General features: G+C 58.4%; 23 protein-coding genes and 1 pseudogene. 5 read left to right on the top strand and 19 right to left on the bottom strand.

The genetic code is table 11. The annotated features are described in order from the left end of the window. Positions 1-390: 390 nt before the first annotated feature. Genes AB5Y82_RS16435 through AB5Y82_RS16410 form a run of 6 tightly spaced genes read right to left on the bottom strand, consistent with a single transcriptional unit; the run spans position 391 to position 5,218 of the window. Positions 391-1,569, bottom strand: coding sequence for a hypothetical protein (locus AB5Y82_RS16435; protein ID WP_111900858.1), 1,179 nt, complete (start codon positions 1,567-1,569; stop codon positions 391-393). A 2-nt stretch (positions 1,570-1,571) separates the two neighbouring features. Then, positions 1,572-2,234, bottom strand: a complete 663-nt coding sequence (locus AB5Y82_RS16430; protein WP_005339371.1) for an energy transducer TonB — start codon at positions 2,232-2,234, stop codon at positions 1,572-1,574. After that, positions 2,231-2,632, bottom strand: a complete 402-nt coding sequence (locus tag AB5Y82_RS16425) for a biopolymer transporter ExbD (RefSeq protein ID WP_005339369.1) — start codon at positions 2,630-2,632, stop codon at positions 2,231-2,233. Before AB5Y82_RS16425 ends, AB5Y82_RS16430 begins: the two co-directional genes overlap by 4 nt. Beyond that, entirely contained in the window at positions 2,629-3,159 is a 531-nt protein-coding gene (locus AB5Y82_RS16420) for a MotA/TolQ/ExbB proton channel family protein (RefSeq protein WP_005339367.1), read from the bottom strand. The genes AB5Y82_RS16425 and AB5Y82_RS16420 overlap by 4 nt, the downstream gene beginning before the upstream one ends. Beyond that, the gene (locus AB5Y82_RS16415) at positions 3,156-4,460 is read right to left on the bottom strand and encodes a MotA/TolQ/ExbB proton channel family protein (protein ID WP_111900859.1); all 1,305 of its coding nucleotides are present in this window, start codon (positions 4,458-4,460) and stop codon (positions 3,156-3,158) included. Before AB5Y82_RS16415 ends, AB5Y82_RS16420 begins: the two co-directional genes overlap by 4 nt. Further along, positions 4,457-5,218: a DUF3450 domain-containing protein gene (locus AB5Y82_RS16410; protein ID WP_005357258.1), complete on the bottom strand. Its 762-nt coding sequence runs from the start codon at positions 5,216-5,218 to the stop codon at positions 4,457-4,459. The genes AB5Y82_RS16415 and AB5Y82_RS16410 overlap by 4 nt, the downstream gene beginning before the upstream one ends. A 210-nt stretch (positions 5,219-5,428) precedes the next feature. On the opposite strand from AB5Y82_RS16410, the gene AB5Y82_RS16405 reads away from it, so the two are divergent. Then, the gene (locus tag AB5Y82_RS16405; protein WP_368174253.1) at positions 5,429-6,205 is read left to right on the top strand and encodes an autoinducer binding domain-containing protein; all 777 of its coding nucleotides are present in this window, start codon (positions 5,429-5,431) and stop codon (positions 6,203-6,205) included. Positions 6,206-6,264: 59 nt separating this feature from the next. Here AB5Y82_RS16405 and glmS read toward each other — a convergent pair whose 3' ends face one another. Then, positions 6,265-8,097, bottom strand: coding sequence for a glutamine--fructose-6-phosphate transaminase (isomerizing) (gene glmS / locus AB5Y82_RS16400; protein WP_236323215.1), 1,833 nt, complete (start codon positions 8,095-8,097; stop codon positions 6,265-6,267). Positions 8,098-8,153: 56 nt separating this feature from the next. Beyond that, the gene (locus AB5Y82_RS16395) at positions 8,154-8,927 is read right to left on the bottom strand and encodes a DeoR/GlpR family DNA-binding transcription regulator (RefSeq protein ID WP_005355851.1); all 774 of its coding nucleotides are present in this window, start codon (positions 8,925-8,927) and stop codon (positions 8,154-8,156) included. Between the two features lie 122 nt (positions 8,928-9,049). Between AB5Y82_RS16395 and blrA the strand changes: the two genes are divergently transcribed. The 4 genes from blrA (at position 9,050) to creD (ending at position 13,513) form a co-directional block, all read left to right on the top strand. Then, positions 9,050-9,724, top strand: coding sequence for a beta-lactam response regulator transcription factor BlrA (gene blrA, locus AB5Y82_RS16390; RefSeq protein ID WP_013724228.1), 675 nt, complete (start codon positions 9,050-9,052; stop codon positions 9,722-9,724). Continuing rightward, positions 9,721-11,142 carry a beta-lactam sensor histidine kinase BlrB gene (blrB, locus tag AB5Y82_RS16385; protein WP_368174252.1) on the top strand — a complete coding sequence of 474 codons (1,422 nt, stop codon included), beginning with the start codon at positions 9,721-9,723 and terminating at the stop codon, positions 11,140-11,142. Before blrA ends, blrB begins: the two co-directional genes overlap by 4 nt. Before the next feature lie 79 nt (positions 11,143-11,221). Further along, the gene (blaOXA, locus tag AB5Y82_RS16380; protein WP_368174251.1) at positions 11,222-12,016 is read left to right on the top strand and encodes an OXA-12 family class D beta-lactamase; all 795 of its coding nucleotides are present in this window, start codon (positions 11,222-11,224) and stop codon (positions 12,014-12,016) included. Positions 12,017-12,136: 120 nt separating this feature from the next. Continuing rightward, positions 12,137-13,513, top strand: coding sequence for a cell envelope integrity protein CreD (gene creD / locus AB5Y82_RS16375; protein ID WP_368174250.1), 1,377 nt, complete (start codon positions 12,137-12,139; stop codon positions 13,511-13,513). Between the two features lie 51 nt (positions 13,514-13,564). Here the strand turns inward: creD and glmU are convergent, their stop codons facing one another. From glmU to AB5Y82_RS16320, 11 genes and pseudogenes are all read right to left on the bottom strand, one after another. Further along, on the bottom strand, positions 13,565-14,926 hold the full coding sequence (gene glmU, locus AB5Y82_RS16370) for a bifunctional UDP-N-acetylglucosamine diphosphorylase/glucosamine-1-phosphate N-acetyltransferase GlmU (protein ID WP_159142785.1): 1,362 nt from the start codon (positions 14,924-14,926) through the stop codon (positions 13,565-13,567). 93 nt (positions 14,927-15,019) lie between these two features. Continuing rightward, a complete protein-coding gene (locus tag AB5Y82_RS16365) occupies positions 15,020-15,448 on the bottom strand; it encodes a F0F1 ATP synthase subunit epsilon (RefSeq protein WP_005339345.1) in 429 nt (142 codons plus the stop codon). 18 nt (positions 15,449-15,466) lie between these two features. After that, positions 15,467-16,855, bottom strand: coding sequence for a F0F1 ATP synthase subunit beta (atpD, locus tag AB5Y82_RS16360; RefSeq protein ID WP_005339344.1), 1,389 nt, complete (start codon positions 16,853-16,855; stop codon positions 15,467-15,469). Between the two features lie 33 nt (positions 16,856-16,888). Further along, positions 16,889-17,755: a F0F1 ATP synthase subunit gamma gene (atpG, locus tag AB5Y82_RS16355; RefSeq protein ID WP_005339343.1), complete on the bottom strand. Its 867-nt coding sequence runs from the start codon at positions 17,753-17,755 to the stop codon at positions 16,889-16,891. A 43-nt stretch (positions 17,756-17,798) separates the two neighbouring features. Beyond that, the gene (atpA, locus tag AB5Y82_RS16350) at positions 17,799-19,340 is read right to left on the bottom strand and encodes a F0F1 ATP synthase subunit alpha (protein ID WP_005339342.1); all 1,542 of its coding nucleotides are present in this window, start codon (positions 19,338-19,340) and stop codon (positions 17,799-17,801) included. Positions 19,341-19,355: 15 nt separating this feature from the next. Then, positions 19,356-19,889 (bottom strand): F0F1 ATP synthase subunit delta, encoded by a 534-nt coding sequence (atpH, locus tag AB5Y82_RS16345; RefSeq protein ID WP_005339341.1) that lies wholly within the window; start codon positions 19,887-19,889, stop codon positions 19,356-19,358. A gap of 13 nt (positions 19,890-19,902) precedes the next feature. Beyond that, on the bottom strand, positions 19,903-20,373 hold the full coding sequence (gene atpF / locus AB5Y82_RS16340) for a F0F1 ATP synthase subunit B (protein WP_005339336.1): 471 nt from the start codon (positions 20,371-20,373) through the stop codon (positions 19,903-19,905). A 54-nt stretch (positions 20,374-20,427) separates the two neighbouring features. Then, on the bottom strand, positions 20,428-20,670 hold the full coding sequence (atpE, locus tag AB5Y82_RS16335; RefSeq protein WP_005307205.1) for a F0F1 ATP synthase subunit C: 243 nt from the start codon (positions 20,668-20,670) through the stop codon (positions 20,428-20,430). Positions 20,671-20,728: 58 nt separating this feature from the next. Then, entirely contained in the window at positions 20,729-21,511 is a 783-nt protein-coding gene (gene atpB, locus AB5Y82_RS16330) for a F0F1 ATP synthase subunit A (RefSeq protein WP_005339335.1), read from the bottom strand. 8 nt (positions 21,512-21,519) lie between these two features. After that, positions 21,520-21,930, bottom strand: a complete 411-nt coding sequence (locus tag AB5Y82_RS16325) for an ATP synthase subunit I (protein WP_019445506.1) — start codon at positions 21,928-21,930, stop codon at positions 21,520-21,522. A gap of 190 nt (positions 21,931-22,120) precedes the next feature. Continuing rightward, positions 22,121-22,237 (bottom strand): annotated as a pseudogene (locus tag AB5Y82_RS16320) (chromosome partitioning protein ParB); the annotation flags it as partial.

Genomic DNA, 22,237 nt, shown 5'->3' with positions numbered 1-22,237 from the left:
TGAATTGCTGAAATAAACTGTTCGACTTCTTATTGCTAAGAAATCGTCTTGGTCACTTCACCAGACATTGAAAATCAAAAATTGTTTTGATGTTCTATGCTGTGAGTGCCCACACAGATTGCTTGATTCAAATTGTTAAAGAGCGTCACGCTTGTCGCGTTGAGGAGGCGCATATTACGCTTCTCACTTCGAAAGTCAAGCGATTGTTTTCGCTTTTCTTTCGGCGCCCACTTCGCTAGGAAGCTGACTCATCAGTTCGGCGTGTTCCGCCGTGCTGGTAGGGGCGCATTATAGGGAGCCGCGCCGTGATGACAAGGGCTTTTTGCAAAAATGCGTTCGTTTGCTGAAAAAGCGAACTGAATGCCCCAAAACAGCCCCTTGGCACCTCTTTTACGCCGCTTTTTTGCTCAACTCTTCGCTTTGTGCCTGGATATAGTTGACCCAGCTGGTTGCCTTCTGTTGCCAGTTATCCTGCTGCTGCAGCTCACGGGCCAGTTCCAGCGCCTGGGCATACTGCTCCTTATTAAGGTGTGCCTGCACCAGCAACGCTTTGGCACGATTGCCTTGCTCGCCTTTTACCGACTTGATGGCGGCGAGCTGGGTCATGGCAGCATCAGTCTTGCCCTGTTGCAGTAGCAGTTCGGCGGCGCGCATGGCAGCTTTGGGCTGACCGTGCTGGTTGGCGAGCTGCTGCCAGCTATCGACCGCTTGTGACCACTCCCGGGCACCTTCCCACAATTGGGCAAGCAGTTGGCGGTTTTCAGCACTTTGCTTCATCTGTCCCTTGGCCATGGCAGCCTCCAGCAGACGGGCCCCACGATAAGGCAGCCCTTGCCAGGCATAGAGGCGGATCAGCTGATTGCGGGCAGACGCATCATCCATCAGTTTTCTGTCGATGGCAGTTTGCAGCAGCGCCAGCGCCTGATCGCCACGTTTGGCGGAGAGGTTGAGCGATACCGCCTGCTGCCACCATTTGCTCTCTGTCGGCTCGTGACGGATCAGCTCGACTGCCTGATCGGCCGCCACGCCATAACGTTGCTGGGCGGTGAGGGCGGATAGGCGAATAATGGCGGCCTGCTTCTGCCAACCCTTCTTCAACAACTGTTCGCTCTGGTTGGCGGCGTCACCGTACTGCTTGTTGTGGTAATAGAGGCCGGCCAGACGCAGGCGCAGCCCATCGTCTTGCTTGAGCGCCAGCGCCGCCTTGTAGCTGGCGATGGCACCAGACCAGTTGGATTGCTGGGCCTGAATATCGCCGCGCAGTCGCAACAGCTGGAGCTGTTGCTGCTCGGGCCACTCTTTATAGGCAAGGGCCTGTTCGACGTAGCGGCTAGCCTGGGTCGTCTGTTGCAGATTGGCCGCCAGCGAGGCTTGCAACTGCGCCAGCCAGGCGCGCTCGGCATCGCTATTTGGCTTGAGGCCGGATGCCTTGCTCTGGGCCTGTTGCCACTGACCAGACTGATAGAGCTTCATCACGGGTTCAAGCTGACGGGAGAAATGAGGGCTGACCTCCATCGCCAGACAGGCTTGGCCGACCAGGGCAAGCAGACAGATCCAGATCCGCAACATAGTTATGACTCCAGTTTGAATTTGAGCGTGATGACTTGCACCAGCTTGTCGGTGGCGCCGGGTCTCGGCTGATAGCGCCACTTGTTGATCGCCTGAATGGCCGCCCGCTCGAACTGACGCTTGGGCTTGGCCTCGACCACTTCCACATCCTGCACGCCACCTTCGGCATTCACGCTAAAGCGCAGGGTGACGAATCCTTCGATCCCTGACTGCTGGGCACGATAGGGGTAGACCGGCTCGATCCGTTGCAGCGGCATCAGCATGTCACCGGCGCCGATACCCGCTCCCTGCTGCTGGCCGTGGTAGTTGCCACTCAATACCGGTGCGGTACTGGTCGCCACTCCGGGGGCATAGACCTGCACCGCGCTGAGGCTGGAGACCAGATCCAGACTCGGCTCAACGGCCGCCAAGGGGGCCGCTGCGGGCATCGGCAGCGGTGTCGAGGCCAATGCGGCGGGAGGCTCTGGCAGAGGTTCGGGCTCCTGCGGCACCGGACGCTCGCGCACCTGCACCTCGGTCACCTCGTTCTGCATATTGATGACGATGGGCTTCTGTTCGCTCGCCACCTTCTCGCCCCGGGGCGGTTCAACCAGTGTGGCCATAAACAGCAGGATGCCCAGACTGAGGGCGATCCCCAGCCCCAGGCTCATCAGCTTGTATTTCATTTCGGCGCCACCGCCACAGCGATATTGGCGATGCCTGCCGCCTTGGCCTCATCCATCACCCGCACCACCTTGCCATGGGGCACTCGCTCGTCGGCCTGGATCACCAGGCTGGCATCGGGCTGCTCCGCCAGCAGACGGGCGATGGTGGCCTGTACCCGCTCCACATCGATCTGCTTGCGGTCAAGGAAGATCTGACCCTGAGCCCCGATCGCCAGCATGATGCTGGAAGATTTCTGCGCCTTGGCCTGACTGGCCTGAGGTCTGTGTACCTCGAGCCCGGCTTCGCGCACGAAGGAGGTGGTGACAATAAAGAAGATCAGCATGATGAACACGATATCCAGCATGGGGGTCATGTCGATCTGCACTTCGTCACGCTGGCGTTTGGATTGCCGTCTCATTGCATTACCTTCTCTTCTCGCAGGCCGTCCCGGGTCTTGGCCAGCGCACGCTTGGCCTGACTCTCGAGCCGACTGAGTAACAACACGCCGGAGAGCGCCACCACCATGCCCGCCATGGTGGGGATAGTGGCGCGGGAGATCCCGCCCGCCATGCTCTCCGGGTTAAAGCGGTTGGCCGCAGCCAACGCATCGAATACGCCGATCATGCCGGTCACAGTGCCCAGCAACCCCAGCATGGGACAGAGCACCACCAGGGTGCGGATGAAGATCAGATGACGGTTCAGTTCCAACTCTGCCTGCGCCAGCCAGCGGCTGCGGATCGCCCGGGCGTGCCAACTGTGGCGCTCGCTGCGGGCCTGCCAGCGGCCGAGCAGCTGTTGCTGCAAGGGGCCAAAACCCAGATTGAGGTAGAGCAGCCGCTCGATCATCAAAATCCACATCAGCACCAGCAGGGCCAGAATGACCCAGAGCACAGGGCCGCCACGGCCCATGAAACTCTGCAGCTGTTGCCAGATGTCGAGCATCATGCTGCTCGCTCCATCCCGCCGTTATTGCTCTCGGCGCGCTCGGCCAAAATACCGGCTACCTGCTGCTCCAGTACATTGGAGAGCTCGGTGAAGCGCGATTGCAGCAGGCTGTGGGCCAGGATCAGCGGAATGGCCGCCACCAGACCCTGTACCGTGGTGACCAGCGCCATGGAGATACCGCCCGCCATGATCTTGGGATCGCCGGTACCAAACTGGGTGATGGCCTGGAAGGTGCCGATCATCCCGGTCACGGTACCGAGCAGACCCAGCATGGGGGCGATGGCCGCGATTACCTTGACCATGCCGATGCCGCGCTCCATGCGAGGAGTCTCCTGCAGGATCGCCTCATCAAGACGCAGCTCGAGGGTCTCCATGCTCAGCTCGGGGTGTTTGTCTGCCACCGTCAGCACCCGGCCAAGGGCGTTGTCGGCGTGATACTCGCCGCTCTTGAGCTGGCGACGCACCCGACCCAGTTCGCGGGAGAGGCTCCACAGCCGTACCGCAGCAATTCCCAGACCGATAGCGGCCAGCAGCACGATAATGGCGCCGACCTGACCACCTTGCTGTACCTGCTGCCAGAAGGTGGGTGCCTGTGCCAGCATCGCCAGCAGAGTGCCATGAGAAGGATCCAGCGGCAGCGCTTCCCCTTCCTGACCCTGATAAGCCGCAACGGCAGAGAGCACGCTACCGGGCAGACCCAGTACCGGGCTCAAGCCTTCGGCGGTCGGTTGCAGGAAGCCTTCGCTCCCCAGCAGGGCAAAACTGCCAACCCGGGTCAGCGACTGCTCGCTGGCAGCCCCCTGGGCATCGAGCACCTTGCCGTTGAACTGGGCAATCCGGCCAGATTCGCGGATCTCCTGCAGCAGCGTGGCGGGCAGCAGGGCGAGGGCGGCTCGATCCGGCACCTGTTTATCCTGTGCCATGGCTTTCAGCGGGGCGAGACGCTCCGGGTACTGGCCCTCGACGGCGGATTCGCTCAGCAGCTTGACCGCATCGCTGGCGCCCTGACGGGTGACCGCGAAGATCTCGTTCATGTCGCCGGAGGCTTGCTCCCACTGGGCGTTAAGCTCGACCAGCTGCTTCTCGTTGCTGGCGAACTTGCCAGCCAGCTCCTTGCTCAGGCGCTGGGCCTCGGCCAGTCTGGTGCGGGCAGTGCCGAGCTCCTTGGCAACGGTCGCCAGATCTTGCTGAGCCTGCTGTTCACGAGCCTGTTCCTGCTGCTGCCACTCATCGGCGACCGCGGCGTTGGTACCGCAGGAGAGAGCAATAAGGAGGGGGAACCACTTCATGGTGACTCTCATGATTGGGCCTCCTGACTACGGCTGACAGAGAGGGGGACATTGAGCAACTGGGGAACTTTCTTGTCGGCGGCCACATCCATCGCCTCGGCGATGGGGGAGAGCCACTGGCTATCGAGGGCTTGCCACTGCTTCGCCTCGGCAGACCAGCGCCATGCCTGACTGCGATCGGCCGTCATTGCCAGCAGGGAGACCCGGCCCAGCGCCAGCACATCGACCCGACGCGGGGCACCATCCAGCTCCAGCTCGGCGGAATAGCTGTCCATCCGGCTGCCGTACTCGGCTTCAATCTGATAGGCCTGCAGCAGCTGACGGAATTTCTCTGCCTCGCTAACGTCTGCGCGAGCTAGGGTCGCTTTTAACTGTTCAACCCGCGCCAGCCGATCTTCCTTGCGCAGCGGGATGTCGTTTTGCACCAGCTGTTCCAGATCTGCCTGCATCTGCAACATCAGCGGGATCAAGCCCTGACGGGTCTCTTGCACCGCTTCAAGCTGCTGGCTCAATTTACCCAGCTCATTTTGCTGATCGGCCACCAGAGATTGCATGTAGCGGTTGTAGGCTTCTAGGTCGCGCAGTTGCAGCTGGGCGTTTTGCAGCTCCAGTCGTGCGGCAACAGCGGCATCGGCGGCTTTTTCCACCCGCTGCTGGGAGGCTTTCCCGGCAGCTATGCTGTTCTTGAGGGCGGGAGCAACCAGCTCATCCCCGATGGCAGCAAAGTGGACTGACAGTGGCAGCAGGGCCACACCCCATAATTTGTTCATTGAAATACATCTTACTAATGATAACTATTATCATTATCTCAAATGCGGGGCGGACTGGCAACGAGAGGATTTTCTTGGCCTTTATGCACAAAAACAGGATAATTTTTAAGCACGCACGGAATAAGTGGCGCCAATAGCCACCGCACAAATATAAATAACGATAAAAAATCTTTTCGATCAGTGTGATAGAGATCGAAAAAGGAGAAAGTAATGCTCAACGATGCGATCTGGGAACATATCGACAAGTTCACCAAGGCAACAAAAACCAGCGATATCCATCAACTGCTGGAGCGCTTCAGTCATCAAATGGGCTTTGATTACTTTCGGCTGCTGATTATTTTCCCCATCAGCATGCAAAAATCCCACGTGGCACTGTTCAACAACTGTCCGACCACCTGGTTTGACGCCTACAGCGAAAACCAGTATCTGACCCAGGATCCGGTGGTCTATCTGGGGCTGAAACAGACCCAGCCGATCTTCTGGAACAAGCTCGACTGCGACTCGCCCTGGCTGCCCAGCGCCAGCCGCGACGTGATGAACCTGGCGGCTGATTTCGGGGTACGCAATGGCGTCTCCTTTCCGCTGCACACCCCGCAGGGGGAGCACGGCATCCTCTCTTTCATCACCAAGGACAAATCCAACTCCGATCTGATGTTTGAAAATGTTCCGCTGCTGTCGTTTTGTGCCAGCTACATCTTCAACTCCGCACTGCAACTGATCAAAAGCAGACCGGATATGATGAAATACCTGACCGAACTGTCGGATCGGGAGAAGGAGTGCCTGTTCTGGGCCAGCGAGGGCAAGACCTCCTGGGAGATCGCCACCATCCTCGGCATCAGTGAGCGGACGGTCAACTTTCACCTGACCCAGGTGACCAACAAGACCGACTCAAAGAACCGCAGTCAGGCCATCGCCAAAGGGATCACCAGCGGCATCATAGTGCCCTCCCTCGACGAGGTCACCATCACCAACCTGCGGCTGTCGTAACCCCTCAGCCGAAACAAAAAGAGCCGCAATTGCGGCTCTTTTTCATTTGAGAGAGTGACTTACTCGACGGTCACCGATTTTGCCAGGTTGCGCGGCTGGTCGACGTCAGTGCCCTTGATCAGGGCAACGTGGTAGGAGAGCAGCTGCAGCGGCACTGTATAGACGATGGGGGCGATCACCTCTTCCACATGGTTGAGGTTCATGACCCGCATGGTCTCGTCGCTCTTGAAGCCGGTATCGGCATCGGCGAACACGTAGAGGATACCGCCACGGGCGCGCACCTCTTCCACGTTGGACTTGAGCTTCTCCAGCAGATCGTTGTTCGGCGCCACCACAATGATGGGCATCTCGGCATCGATCAGCGCCAGCGGGCCGTGCTTCAGTTCGCCAGCGGCGTAAGCTTCGGCGTGGATGTAGGAGATCTCTTTGAGCTTGAGCGCCCCCTCCATGGCGATGGGGTACTGGCTGCCACGGCCGAGGAACAGGCTGTGCTGCTTGTCGGCAAACTCTTCGGCCAGGGTTTCGATATCCTTGGCCAGCGCCAGACTCTCTTTAATACGCAGCGGCAGGGCTTGCAGCGCCTTGACCAGTTCAGCCTCGGCGGCGGCGCTCAGGTGGCCACGGCAGTGACCGACGGAGGCCACCAGCATCAGCAGGCCAGCCAGCTGGGTGGTGAATGCCTTGGTGGAGGCCACACCAATTTCTGCCCCCGCGCGGGTCATAAAGGCCAGATCCGATTCACGCACCAGCGAGGATCCCGGCACGTTGCAGATAGCCAGCGAGCTCATGTAGCCGGATTCCTTGGCCAGACGCAGCGCCGCCAGGGTATCGGCGGTCTCGCCGCTCTGGGAGAGGGTCACCAGCAGGCTGTTGGGGCGCACTACCGATTTGCGATAGCGGAACTCGGAGGCGATCTCCACATCGCAGGAGACGCCAGCGATCTCTTCGAACCAGTAGCGAGCCACCATGCCGGAGTGATAGGAGGTGCCGCAGGCGACGATCTGCACGTGCTCGACCTTGTCAAAGATGGCGCGCGCGCCGTTACCGAACGATTCGACCACCACGTGATCGCTGCCCAGACGCCCTTCCAGGGTGTTGGTGATCGCTTTGGGTTGCTCGTGGATCTCTTTGAGCATGTAGTGACGGTATTCGCCCTTGTCACCGGCATCGTGGGAGAGTTCGGACTCCTGCTCTTCACGCACCACGGCGTTACCGTTGGTATCGAAGATATGCACATCGCGGCGGGTCACTTCGGCCACATCACCCTCTTCCAGGAAGATGAAGCGACGGGTCACCGGCAGCAGCGCCATCTGGTCGGAGGCGATAAAGTTCTCGCCGATACCGCGGCCGATCACCAGCGGTGAACCGGAACGGGCCACCACCACGCGGCTGTCGTCGCGGCTGTCCATCACCACGGTACCGTAGGCACCGCGCAGCTGCTTCACCGCAGTCTGCATGGCGGCCAGCAGGCTGCAGGCGCTCTTCAGCTCGTGATGGACCAGATGGGCAATCACTTCGGTGTCAGTGTCGGAGTTGAACACATAGCCCAGCGCCTTCAACTCTTCCCGCAGCTCTTCGTGGTTCTCGATGATGCCGTTGTGCACCACCACGATATGCTCGGAAACGTGGGGGTGGGCGTTGCGTTCGGAGGGCTCGCCGTGAGTGGCCCAGCGGGTATGAGCGATGCCGGTACCGCCATGGACGGACTGCTCGTCGAGCGCCTTGGCCAGCTCGGCCACCTTGCCCAGACGGCGAACCCGCTGCAACGGCTGGTTGGCGCTGAACACGGCCACACCGGCTGAGTCATAACCGCGGTACTCCAGACGGCGCAGGCCCTCTACCAGAATTTCAGCCACATCACGTTGGGCGACAGCCCCGACGATGCCACACATACACTTCTCCTTGAGATGCAAATCGTAAAGTCAGTTGGATGGTTCAGAGCTCGATGTCAGCAAGTGACCGGGGCGCAGATAAGCGTCACCCCCTGGGCTTGAATCTGTTCTCTGGCCTCGCTGGCCAGCCCCTCGTCGGTCACCAGGGTATGGATGCTCGACCAGGGAAGTTCGAGATTGGGGATCTTGCGGCCGATCTTTTCCGATTCGACCATCACAATGACCTCCCGCGACACCTCTGCCATCACCCGCGACAGGCCCACCAGCTCGTTGAAGGTGGTGGTGCCACGCTCCGGGTCGATGCCGTCGGCACCGATAAAGAGCTGGTCAAAGTCGTAGGAACGCAGCACCTGTTCCGCCACCTGCCCCTGGAAGGATTCGGAGTGAGGGTCCCAAGTGCCACCGGTCATTAACAGGGTAGGCTCATTTTCCAGCTCGCGCAGGGCACCGGCCACATTGAGGGAGTTGGTCATCACAATGAGGCCGCGCTTGTTGCCCAGCATGGGGATCATGGCGCTGGTGGTGCTGCCGCTGTCGATGATGACGCGGTTGTGATCACGCAGCCGCTCGGCCGCCGCACGGGCAATGGCTAACTTTCGGTTCGAAACTTGTTCAGGGTTGACCTCGACCACCATCTCGCTCGGCAAAGGGACAGCACCACCGTAACGGCGCAGCAGCAGACCACCGGTCTCCAGTACCGCCAGATCTTTACGGATGGTCACTTCGGAGGTAGAAAAGTGTTTGGCGAGGGCGTCAACGCTCACTTCACCCTGCTCTTGTACCAGGGTCACTATGGTGTGTCGGCGTTGTTGAGTATTACGTTTGGTCATTTTTAAGTTTCGATTCGAAAGAACATCGAAATATTAGCCCCTTTTTCGGAAAAATAAAACAGCAAATAGGATCCGATTTGGTTCGATGCCAGAATGGGGTGCCAATTTGCGACGAGGATGCCATGCAAAAGAGAGTCATCTGGCTGGTGGAGGATGAGGCCAGCATCGCCGACACCCTGATTTACGCCCTGCAGACCGACGGGTTCGAGGTAGAGTGGTTCATGCTGGGCCAACAGTTGCTGACACGACTGGAACAGACGCGACCCGACTTCCTGATCCTCGATGTGGGGCTGCCCGACATCAGCGGCTTCGAACTCTGCAAGCAGGTGAGGGCGCTGACCGATATTCCCCTGATGTTCCTCACCGCCCGCAGCGAGGAGATAGACCGGCTGATCGGGCTGGAGATCGGTGCCGACGACTATGTGGCCAAACCCTTCTCGCCAAGGGAAGTGTGTGCCCGGGTGCGGGTCATCCTGCGCCGCAGCCAGCCCGTCGCCCCCCAGCCCAGCGCCCTGCTGGTACTGGATGAGGAGCGGGCCCGCATTCACTTTCGCGGCCAGCCGCTGGCCCTCACTCGCTACGAATATCTGCTGCTCAAGACCCTGATGCTGGCGCCGGGGCGGGTCTACTCCCGCCAGCAGCTGATGGATCTGGTGTGGCAGGATGCGGAGGAGAGTCTGGATCGCACCGTAGATACCCATATCAAGACCATCCGCGCCAAGCTGCGCGAACATGATCCCGAGGCCAACCTGATCCTCACCCACCGCGGGCTGGGCTACAGCCTGGAGCTGGCATGAGACTCGGGCTGCAACTGCTGTGCGGCCTGCTGCTGATCTTCGCGCTGGCCGCCTGGTTCGTGCTGGAGATCTTCGTCGAGGAGATAAAACCCGGGGTGCGCAGCGCCACCGAGGATACTCTGGTAGACATGACCCAGTTGCTGGCGCCGCTCGCCCTCGATGATCTGCAAGAGGGGAATATGATGAACGGGCGGTTGGCCAGCGCCTTCGCCCGCCTCAACCAGAATCCCATCAATGCGATGATCGATGGCCACCTCAAGCAGCAGGCGGAGTACCGCATCTATGTCACTGACCAGAAGGGCATGGTGATTTACGACTCCGACGGCACGGATCTGGGCAAGGACTATTCCCGCTGGAACGATGTCTACCGCACCCTGCGCGGCCAATATGGCGCCCGCAGCACCCGCACCGATCCCGATGATGCTGCCAGCTCGACCATGTATGTGGCGGCGCCGCTGCGGGAAGGGTCCGAGATCATCGGCTCCCTCACCGTCGCCAAACCCAACCGCACCCTGATGCCTGCCATCGAGCGGGGGGAACAGGAGCTGCTGCGGGCCGGCGGCCAGATGCTGCTCATCTCGCTGCTGATCGGCAGCCTGCTGGTGTGGTGGCTCAACCGCGCCATCGGCAAGCTGGTGCACTACGCCGACTCGGTCAGCAAGGGGGAGGCGGCACCGCTACCGCAGTTGCACACCGTCGAGCTGGATCGGCTCGGCCGCTCGCTGGAGACCATGCGCCACCAGCTCGATGGCAAAAGCTATATCGAAACCTATGTTCACAGCCTGACCCACGAGCTGAAGAGCCCGCTGGCCGCCATTCGCGGGGCAGGGGAGATTTTGGCCGAAACGCCGCCCCCCGAAGTTGCCAAACGCTTTATCGGCAACATCAATCTGGAAACCGCACGCATGCAGCAGCTGATCGAGCGAATGCTGCAACTGGCGCGGCTGGAGTCGGGGCAGGGGCTGGATCGCCAGTCGGTGGAACCGGCAAAACTGGGCAAGCGCACCCTCGACGCCCGCCAGATCATCGCCCAGCGCCGTCAGGTCGAGTTGATGGCCGAGCTGGCCAGCGCGCCGAAACAGAAGTGGGATCCGCTGCTGGTGGAGCAGGCCATCGGCAACCTGCTGGACAACGCCATCGACTTCTCTCCCGCCAACGGGCAGGTCACCCTGAGCGGCAGCCAGCAGGAGGAGGGCTACTGTTTTCGGGTCACCGACAGCGGCCCCGGCATTCCCGACTACGCCCTGCCGCGCATCTTCGAGCGCTTCTACTCCTTGCCGCGCCCGGACAAGGGCAAGAGCAGTGGTCTCGGGCTCAGCTTCGCCCATGAGGTGGCCCACCAGCATGGCGGCCGTCTGACCCTGAGCAACCGGCCAGAGGGAGGCGCGCTGGCGGAACTCTGGCTGCCATTCACTTAGTCCCCCGCAACTTCACATTCCCCACACAAAGCGGCATTAGACTGCCGCTTTCTCTCATCCATTTGCTCAAGGAAATGCTATGTCCCGCCTGCTTCTCTCCAGCCTGCTGGCTGCCGGTCTGCTCGCAGCCCAGCCTGCCTCCGCCGCCAGCGGCTGCTTTCTCTATGCTGACGGCAACGGCCAGACCCTCTCCAGCGAAGGGGACTGCTCCAGCCAGCTACCGCCCGCGTCCACCTTCAAGATCCCGCTGGCGCTGATGGGTTACGACAGTGGCTATCTGGTGGATGAAGAGCATCCGGCACTGCCTTACAAACCGAGCTATGACGGCTGGCTGCCCGCCTGGCGCGAAACCACTACCCCGCGCCGCTGGGAAACCTACTCGGTGGCCTGGTTTTCCCAGCAGCTCACCGAATGGCTGGGGATGGAGCGCTTCCAGCAATATGTCGACCGCTTCGACTACGGCAATCGGGATCTCTCCGGTAATCCGGGCAAACATGACGGCCTGACCCAGGCCTGGCTCAGCTCCAGCCTCGCCATCAGTCCGGAGGAGCAGGCCCGCTTCCTCGGCAAGATGCTCAGCGGCAAGCTGCCGGTCTCGGCGCAGACCCTGCAGTACACCGCCAATATCCTCAAGGTGAGCGAGATCGACGGCTGGCAGATCCACGGCAAAACCGGCATGGGCTACCCGAAGAAGCTGGATGGCAGCCTCAACCGCGATCAGCAGATCGGCTGGTTCGTCGGCTGGGCCAGCAAACCGGGCAAACAGCTGATCTTCGTCCATACCGTGGTGCAAAAGCCCGGCAAGCAGTTCGCCTCCCTCAAAGCGAAAGAAGAGGTGCTGGCCGCATTGCCCGGGGAGCTGAAGACCCTGTAATTCCTCTAGAAACCGGCGCAATGCCGGTTTTTTTATCCCCCTTCACCACCACTTCACACAAGCCCATCACCACTTCACGCCGGACTGACAGACTCGCTCCATCCAACAAGGAGACGTGTCATGGTCAAACAGATATTCACCCACAAGATATTTCTGTTGCTGTTGCTCAGCCTGCTGTTGATGGTGCCGGTGCAATCCATCATGGAGCTGAACCGGGAGCGTCAGGCTTACCGCAGTCAGGCCATTCACAGCATCATGGCCAGCAGCAGCGGCCCGCAACGGCTGATGGGGCCCATTATCGTACAGCCCTATACCCGTTCAGTGACGGTCGAGCAGGAGGGCAAGCGCTTCGTCCGTCAGGAGCAGATCTACCGCTACCTGCTGCCGGAGCAACTGGATATCAGGGCCAACATGGAGGTCACCCCGCGCAAGCTGGGCATCTATCAGGCGCAGGTCTATCAGACCCGACTCACCCTATCGGGCCACCTACCTACCCGACAGAGTCTGCTGGATGACGCGACCTCACCGCTCGGTGAAACGGCCGAGCTGGTGGCGGGCAAACCCTACCTGAGCCTGGTGCTCTCCGATGCCCGCGGTATCAACAGCGTCCCCGAGCTGCAGCTCGGTACACAGCGGATCCCGTTTGCACCCGGCGCCCGCCTCGGTGATGCGCTCGCGGGTATCCATGCCACGATCGACAGCCTGCCGCAGCAGGATGGCACCTTCCATCTGGAGCTCAATCTGCAGGGGATGAACGCCCTCGACATAGTCCCGCTGGGCAAGGAGAGCACCCTGCAGCTGGCGGGCAACTGGCCCCACCCCAACTTTATCGGTGACTTTCTGCCGGGCAGTCGCACCCTGAGCCCACAAGGGTTTGAGGCCAACTGGCAAACCAGCTGGTTCGCCACCGATATGGAGAGCCGCTTCAACCGGATGATGAACGGGGGCGATAGCAATCTCTCCACCTTCAGCGTCAGTCTGGTGCAGCCGGTGGATCACTATCAGCTCAACGAGCGGGCGGCCAAATATGCCCTGCTGTTTATCGGCCTTACCTTTATCAGCTTCTTCATGTTCGAGCTGCTCAAGGGGCTGAGGGTTCACCCGATCCAGTACGCGCTGGTAGGCATGGGGCTGGCCATCTTCTATCTGGTGCTACTGGCCCTGACCGAACACCTCGGCTTTGGCTGGGCCTATCTGGTGGCCGCGCTGGCCAGCGTGCTGCTCAACGGCTTCTATCTCAGCCATGTGCTGGGCGGACCGAAGCAGGGGATCGGCTTCGCGGCGCTGCTCGGGCTGGTCTATGCCATCCTCTACAGCCTGCTGCAGGCCGAAGAGATCGCCCTGCTGCTCGGCGCCCTGCTCTTGTTCGCCACTCTGGCACTGATCATGCTGCTGACCCGCAAGCTCGACTGGTATCAGGTGATGGACTACAGCACACCCGCCACCACATGGGCGGCCCCCCATTCATCGACCAGTGACACCAGCCATAAGTCATAAGCCAAAAAAACCGGCGCCATCAGGCGCCGGTTCTATTTTATTGATCGGGCATCACTTCTTCTTGACCGGGCGAGCCCAGTTCTTGATGTGGCGCTGGGGCACCCGGGTGATCACCAGCTCGTTCTCGGCCACATCCTTGGTGATGGTGGAACCCGCCCCCAAAGTCGCCCCCTTGCCAATGCGCACCGGCGCCACCAGTTGGGTATCAGAACCGACGAACACATCGTCCTCGATGATGGTCTGGAATTTGTTGACCCCGTCGTAGTTGCAGGTGATGGTACCGGCACCGATATTCACCCCGGCTCCGATCTCGGCATCACCCAGATAGGTCAAATGACCGCACTTGGAACCGACACCAAGACGGGCCTTCTTCATCTCGACGAAGTTGCCAACGTGCGCATCCTGCTCGAGCACAGCCCCCGGGCGTAGACGGGCAAACGGGCCGACCGAACACTGATCTGCCACCTGAGCCCCTTCAACGATGGAGTAGGGCTTCACTTCAGTGTGATCGCCGATCACGCAATCCTTCAGCACGGCACCGGCACCGATACGAACATGGTTGCCGAGGGTTACCTTGCCTTCGATGATGACGTTGACGTCGATCACCACCTCTTCACCAATCTCGAGGGTTCCGCGCAGATCGAAGCGGGCCGGGTCGATCAGGGTAGCACCAGCAATCATCAGTTTCTCGGCCTGCATCTGCTGATAGCTGCGCTCAAGTTGGGCCAATTGCACCCGATTGTTGGCCCCTTCAACTTCAGCGGCACGCTCTGGATGCACAGCGGCAATCGGGCAATTATCGCCGTGAGCCATCGCGATCACATCCGTCAGATAGAACTCACCCTGGGCATTCTTGTTGTCGAGACGAGACAACCATTGACGCAACTGGCCCCCATTGGCCACCAGCACGCCAGTATTCACCTCACGGATCACCAGCTGTTCGGCATTAGCATCCTTCTGCTCGACGATACCGACCACCAGACCGTTTTCACGGACGATGCGGCCATAGCCGGTGGGGTTGTCCAGCACCACGGTCAGCAGTGCCATCCCGTTTTCCGCTTTGGCGGCGAGCAAGCGCTGCAGGGTCTCGGGCTGGATCAGCGGGGTATCGCCGTAGAGCACCAGCACGTCGTCCTCATCCTTCCAGAACGGGATAGCCTGGGCGACGGCATGACCGGTCCCCAGCTGCTGCGCCTGCAGCACCCAGTTCACGTCGGCCGCCACGATCCGCTCTTTCAGCAGCTCGGCACCGTGGCCATAAACCAGATGCAGCTGCTCGGCACCGACCTGACGGGCAGTATCGATCACATGGGAAACCATGGGTTTGTTGGCTACCGGGTGCAGTACCTTGGGCAGGGAAGAGCGCATGCGGGTACCTTTACCCGCCGCCAGGATCACGACGTTGAGGGACATAAATTGGCCTTTGGAACATGAGAAATACTCGGCGGAGTCTATCCAACGGGTAAAAAAAAAGCGACCCGAAGGTCGCTTTTTACATCACCGTTATTAGCGGTAATTCTTTTTGACGATATCGATGACTCGCAGTTGAGCCATCGCCTTGGCCAGCTCGGTGGCGGCCTGGGCGTAGTCGATATCACCATGGGAGCTGTGGATCCGCTCTTCGGCTGCGCGCTTGGCTTCCTGGGCTTTCGCCTCATCCAAGTCGTCAGCACGAATCGCGGTGTCCGCCAGCACGGTCACGGATTCAGGTTGTACTTCCAGCATACCGCCGGAGATGTACAGCACCTCTTCAGTTCCGTTCTGCTTCACCAAGCGGACCAGGCCCGGCTTGATGGCAGTCAGCAACGGAGCATGACCGTGGCGGAGACCCAACTCACCTTCGGAGCCTGATACCTGAGCGGATTGCACGCGACCGGAAAACAGTTTTCCTTCGGCGCTCACCACGTCCAGGTGAAAGGAGATCATCTCTGCCATGGGCCCTCCTGTCGAGGCTTACAGTTTCTTGGATTTCTCGACGACTTCGTCGATACCGCCAACCATGTAGAACGCCTGCTCGGGCAGATCGTCATACTCGCCTTTCAGGATGCCCTGGAAACCACGGATGGTCTCTTTCAGCGGCACGTATTTACCCGGAGAACCGGTAAACACTTCTGCTACGAAGAACGGCTGGGACAGGAAACGCTCGATCTTACGGGCACGGGCTACGGTCAGTTTGTCTTCTTCTGACAGTTCATCCATACCCAGGATGGCGATGATGTCCTTCAGCTCTTTGTAGCGCTGCAGTACGGTCTGAACGCCACGAGCGGTCTCGTAGTGCTCTTTGCCAACCACCAGCGGATCCAGCTGACGAGAGGTAGAGTCCAGCGGGTCAACGGCAGGGTAGATACCCAGTGCCGCGATTTGACGGGACAGTACGACGGTCGCATCCAGGTGGGCGAAGGTGGTCGCCGGAGACGGGTCAGTCAAGTCATCCGCAGGCACGTAAACGGCCTGTACGGAGGTGATGGAACCAGTCTTGGTGGAGGTGATACGCTCTTGCAGAACACCCATCTCCTCGGCCAGGGTCGGCTGGTAACCTACTGCAGAAGGCATACGGCCCAGCAGTGCGGATACTTCAGTACCGGCCAGGGTGTAACGGTAGATGTTGTCCACGAAGAACAGCACGTCACGACCTTCGTCACGGAACTTCTCGGCCATGGTCAGGCCGGTCAGCGCAACGCGCAGACGGTTTCCGGGCGGCTCGTTCATCTGACCGTAAACCAGAGATACTTTGTCCAGTACGTTGGACTCCATCATCTCGTGGTAGAAGTCGTTACCCTCACGGGTACGCTCACCAACACCGGCGAACACAGAGTAACCACTGTGCTCGATCGCGATGTTACGGATCAGCTCCATCATGTTTACGGTTTTGCCTACACCGGCACCACCGAACAGACCAACCTTACCACCCTTGGCGAACGGGCATACCAGGTCGATAACCTTGATGCCGGTCTCCAGCAGATCGTTGCTGTTGGACTGATCTTCGTAGCTGGGGGCAGCGCGGTGGATAGACCAGCACTCTTCTTCACCGATCGGACCTTTTTCGTCGATTGGCTCGCCCAGTACGTTCATGATCCGACCCAGAGTCGCAGTACCGACCGGAACCTGGATGGATTTACCGCTATTCACTACTTCCAACCCACGACGCAGACCGTCGGAGGAGCCCATGGTGATGCAACGAACGACGCCGCCACCGATCTGTTGCTGAACTTCCAGCACCAGACCCTGGCCTTGACCTTCGCTAACGACCTTCAGTGCATCGTACACCTGGGGCACGGCATTCTGCGGGAACTCGATGTCCACCACAGCGCCGATGATTTGGACGATGAAACCGTTACTCATGTCAAATCCTCTAAACCTTTGATAACCCTTGCCTTACACCGCAGCAGCACCGGATACGATCTCTGTCAGCTCCTGGGTAATACTGGCCTGACGGGCCTTGTTGTATACCAGTTGCAGATCGTTAATCAGGTTACCGGCGTTGTCAGTCGCGGCTTGCATGGCAACCATTCGGGCTGCCTGTTCACTTGCCAAGTTTTCCACTACACCCTGGTAAACCTGAGATTCGACGTAGCGAACCAGCAGGGTATCCAGCAGCTTCTTGGGATCCGGCTCATAGAGGTAATCCCAGTGGTGTTTCTTGGCGAGCTTGCTGTCTTCAGTTACGGGCAAAGGCAGCAGTTGATCGACCCGTGGTTGCTGCACCATGGTGTTGACGAACTTGTTGTACACCAGATACAGCTTGTCAATCTCACCGTTGTCGTAAGCCTTCAGCATGACCTTGACTGAACCAATCAGGTCATTGACGCTCGGACTATCGCCCAGTCCTGCGACATGAGCTTTAACCTTGGCGCCGTGCCGTTCAAAGAAGTTGGAGGCCTTGTTACCGATCAGTGCCAGGTCAACCTTGGCACCTTTCGCGCTCCATTGCTTCATATCATTGAGGGCAGCCTTGAACAGGTTAATGTTCAGACCACCACACAGGCCACGGTCGGTGGAGACGACGATGTAACCCACTCGCTTGACCTCACGTTCGATGAGGTAGGGGTGCTTGTATTCCAAGTTCCCCTGAGCGATATGGCCGATCACCTTGCGCATGGTTTCAGCGTACGGACGGCTGGCAGACATGCGTTCCTGCGCACGGCGCATTTTGCTTGCTGCCACCATTTCCATAGCGCCGGTGATCTTCTGAGTGTTTTTCACACTCCCGATCTTGTTACGTATCTCTTTTGCGCCGGCCATCTCTTACTCTCCATCAAGTGGCAGCTCACGCTGCCACACACGCTTACCAGGTCTGGGTTGCTTTGAAGCTATCCAGCAACGCAGTCAGCTTGCCAACGATCGCGTCGTTGTAGTCGGCTTTGGCATTGATTTCAGCCATCAGCTCGGCATGCTGGGTATTGGCGTAAGAGAGCAGAGCGGCTTCGAAGTCGACGATTTTGTTCAGCTCGACATCGGAGAGATAGCCTTTCTCGGCGGCGAACAGCACCAGAGACTGGTGAGCCACGCTCAGCGGAGAGTACTGCTTCTGCTTCATCAGCTCGGTCACTTTCACACCGTGATCCAGCTGCTTGCGAGTCGCCTCGTCCAGATCGGAAGAGAACTGGGCGAATGCCGCCAGTTCGCGATACTGGGCCAGCGCGGTACGGATACCACCGGACAGCTTCTTGACGATCTTGGTCTGAGCAGCACCACCTACACGGGATACGGAGATACCCGGGTCAACCGCCGGACGAATACCGGAGTTGAACAGCTGTGAAGTCAGGAAGATCTGACCATCGGTGATGGAGATCACGTTGGTCGGAACGAACGCAGATACGTCACCCGCCTGGGTTTCGATGATCGGCAGCGCGGTCAGAGAGCCGGTCTTGCCTTTCACTTCACCCTTGGTGAACTTCTCTACGTACTCGGCGTTAACGCGAGCAGCACGCTCCAGCAGACGGGAGTGCAGATAGAAAACGTCACCCGGGTAAGCTTCACGTCCTGGCGGACGGCGCAGCAGCAGGGAGATCTGGCGATAAGCTACGGCCTGCTTGGACAGGTCATCATAGATGATCAGCGCGTCTTCACCGCGGTCACGGAAGTACTCACCCATGGAGCAACCGGCATACGGAGCCAGGTACTGCAGAGCAGCCGCTTCGGAGGCAGAGGCAACCACCACGATGGTGTTGGCCAGGGCGCCGTGCTCTTCCAGCTTGCGCACTACGTTGGCGATGGTGGAGGCCTTCTGGCCAATCGCAACGTAGACACACTTAATGCCGGAATCTTTCTGGTTGATGATGGTGTCGATCGCGATGGCGGTCTTACCAACCTGACGGTCACCGATGATCAGCTCACGCTGGCCACGACCGATTGGGATCATGGCATCGATGGCTTTCAGACCGGTCTGGACCGGCTGGTCAACAGACTTACGCTCGATAACGCCCGGTGCGATCACTTCGATCGGCGAGAAGCCGTCGTTGTCGATCGGACCTTTACCGTCGATCGGCTGACCCAGGGTGTTCAACACCCGGCCCAACAGACCACGACCTACCGGCACTTCCAGAATGCGGCCAGTACCTTTTACTTTCATTCCTTCTGACAGACCGTCATAGGAACCCATAATCACCGCACCGACGGAGTCACGCTCCAGGTTCAATGCCAGAGCGTAGCGGTTGCCCGGCAGCTCGATCATCTCACCCTGCATGGCATCAGCCAGGCCGTGAATACGAATGATACCGTCGCTCACAGAGACGATAGTACCTTCGTTACGCGCTTCGCTCTTTACATCAAACTGCGCAATGCGCTGCTTGATCAGCTCGGCGATTTCAGTGGAATTCAGTTGCATGCTCTAATACCCCAATCAAGATTGCAGCGCGTCAGCCATGCGATCCAGCTTACCGCGGACTGTGCCGTCGATTACCAGATCACCGGCCTTGATGAGCACCCCGGCCATCAAGGACGCATCGATGCTGCAATTCAGCTTCACTTTGCGCGCGAGACGTTGTTCCAGAGAAGCCTGAATATTGGCTTTCTGCTGGTCGGTCAGTTCGATCGCCGAAATCACGTCAGCCTGAACCTCTTTATCCAGTTCAGCTTTGAACGCTACAAATTCAGCAACGACCGCCGGCAGCACACCCAAGCGACCATTCTCGGCCATCACCCGGATCAGGTTCTGGCCATGCACGTCGAGTTGCTCACCGCAGACACCGACAAACAGCGTTGCCAGCTCTTCGGCGGCCACAGAGCCGTTTACCAGGTTGTGCATGGTCTCGTTTTCCACTACTTGCGCAGCGAAACCGAGCATACCCAGCCACTGGTCAACCGCCTTGTGCTCAACGGCAAACTCGAAAGCAGCCTTGGCGTAGGGGCGAGCGATTGTAGTCAGTTCAGACATAGCCCCGTTCCCGTTACAGTTCTGCTACCAGTTTGTCGACGATGTCGCTGTTGGCAGCCTGGTCGATTTGACGCGCCAGGATCTTCTCTGCACCAGCAATGGCAAGAGCAGCAACCTGCTTACGCAGTTCTTCTTTGGCACGATGACGTTCAGCTTCGATCTCGGCACGGCCCTGAGCCAGGATTTTTTCCCGCTCAGACTGGGCACCAGCGGCAGCTTCATCAATGATCTGGGCTTTACGTTTGTTAGCCTGCTCAATGATTTCAGCAGCCTGCAGCTTGGCTTCTTTCAGCTGATCGGTGGCGTTGGCCTTGGCCAAATCCAGATCTTTCTTGGCACGTTCGGCAGAAGAGAGACCGTCAGCAATAGCTTTCTGACGGGCTTCGATGGCAGCAATCAGCGGCGGCCATACGTACTTCATGCAAAACACTACGAAGAAGAAAAAAGCAATTGCTTGGCCGAGGAGGGTGGCATTGATATTCACAGCCGATGTCCTCTTAAGTTAGTTAATGGGTTATGCCTGGAGAGTCGTAACGACTTAGCCAGCAACCGCAAACATCACGTACAGACCCAGACCAACGGCGATCATCGGGATCGCATCCACCAGACCCATTACGATGAAGAACTGGGTACGCAGAACAGGGATCAGATCCGGTTGACGAGCAGCACCTTCCAGGAACTTGCCACCCAGGATACCGATACCGATGGAAGCGCCGATAGCAGCCAGACCCATCATCATTGCAGCAGCGATGTACAGCAGGTCCATGTTCAAGTTTTCCATGAGGATCTCCAGTTATTTAGATGTAATTGATTGTAAAAAAAGGATTATTTGAGTTGCATCAACCATGGTCTTCCTGCGCCATCGACAGATAGACGATGGTCAGAACCATGAAAATGAATGCCTGCAAAGTGATGATCAGGATGTGGAAAATTGCCCAAGGCACGGACAGGATCCACTGTGACCACCAGGGTAACAAACCAGCAATCAGGATAAAGATCAGTTCGCCAGCATACATGTTGCCGAACAGTCGAAGACCCAGAGAAACAGGTTTGGAAATCAGCGTAACAGTTTCCAGGATGAGGTTAACCGGGATGGCCGCCGGGTGGTTGAAAGGCTGAAGCGTCAGCTCCTTCACAAACCCGCCGATACCCTTGACCTTGATGCTGTAATACAGGATCAAGAAGAACACGCCCAAAGCCATGGACATGGTGATGTTAACGTCAGCAGAGGGAACCACACGCAGATAGGGAATACCCATCAATTGTGCAGCGTGAGGGATAAAGTCAACGGGGATCAGATCCATGAAGTTCATCAGGAAGATCCACACAAACACCGTCAGCCCCAAAGGTGCGATGACCTTGTTGCGACCGTGAAAGATGTCTTTGACGTTACCATTCACAAACTCGACCAGCATCTCCACAAAGCACTGCAGCTTACCCGGCACCCCGCTGGTAGCGTTAACGGCTACTTTGCGGAACAGCAGGATAAACAGGGCGCCTAGCACGACGGAAAATACCATTGAGTCGATATTGACCGTCCAGAACCCGGACCCGACTTGAAGGTGGGTCAGGTGGTGGGAGATATATCCCTGAGGAGTCAGGACTTCTCCGGTTGCAGACATGAGTTTTCCTAATAGTGGTTGTTAAGCGTGAATGAAACCATCCACTGTACAACGAGGGCGAGGATATAAGTGGCGAAAAACGAGACGGTAACGACCTCGACTCCCGCACCAAACATCAGGGCGAATAGACCTGTTGTAGAAATGAGCTTAATCCCTGCCCCACCATAAAAGTCCCGCAAAACCAGGCCCACACTCTCGGTTGTCACCTTGCGGCGCAGCACCCAGACAGTAAACAAGGCTTGAGGAACCCAGTACATCCCCCCTCCGTAGAGGGCGGAATAACCGGCGCTGGCACCAGTCAGGTAAAACCAGACGGCACTCATCGCCAGGATCAGGATGAGCTGACAAACGAGCATAACCAAGGCCAGTGTCAAACCTTCCAAGGCTATTTTCTGCTTCACCAACCTACCCCTGAACATTACAGAACTGTAAAAAATCGGGATCCGAAGACCCCATGTTAACAGCTCTTAAAGCCGGTCAAATTATACCCTTGAGGGCAGCTATTGCAATATGACAAAAATCCTTAATTTTTGCGGCTTTCCGCGGCAAATCAGGGTTATGGTCATATCAAAAGGAATGGATGTTTTATTACTACAAAAAGCGTAAAAATCACGATTCCGACACGCCAAAATAGCCCAATATACGGTCCAAATCGGACAAATTCTCGTAACTTATTACTAACTTCCCGCTATCCCGCTTGCCAGGCTGAAGTTGCACCTGATTGCC

It is taken from the genome of Aeromonas sp. s13 (assembly GCF_040907905.1).
GTDB lineage: Bacteria > Pseudomonadota > Gammaproteobacteria > Enterobacterales > Aeromonadaceae > Aeromonas > Aeromonas veronii.
This window is presented reverse-complemented; position numbering and strand designations above follow the sequence as displayed.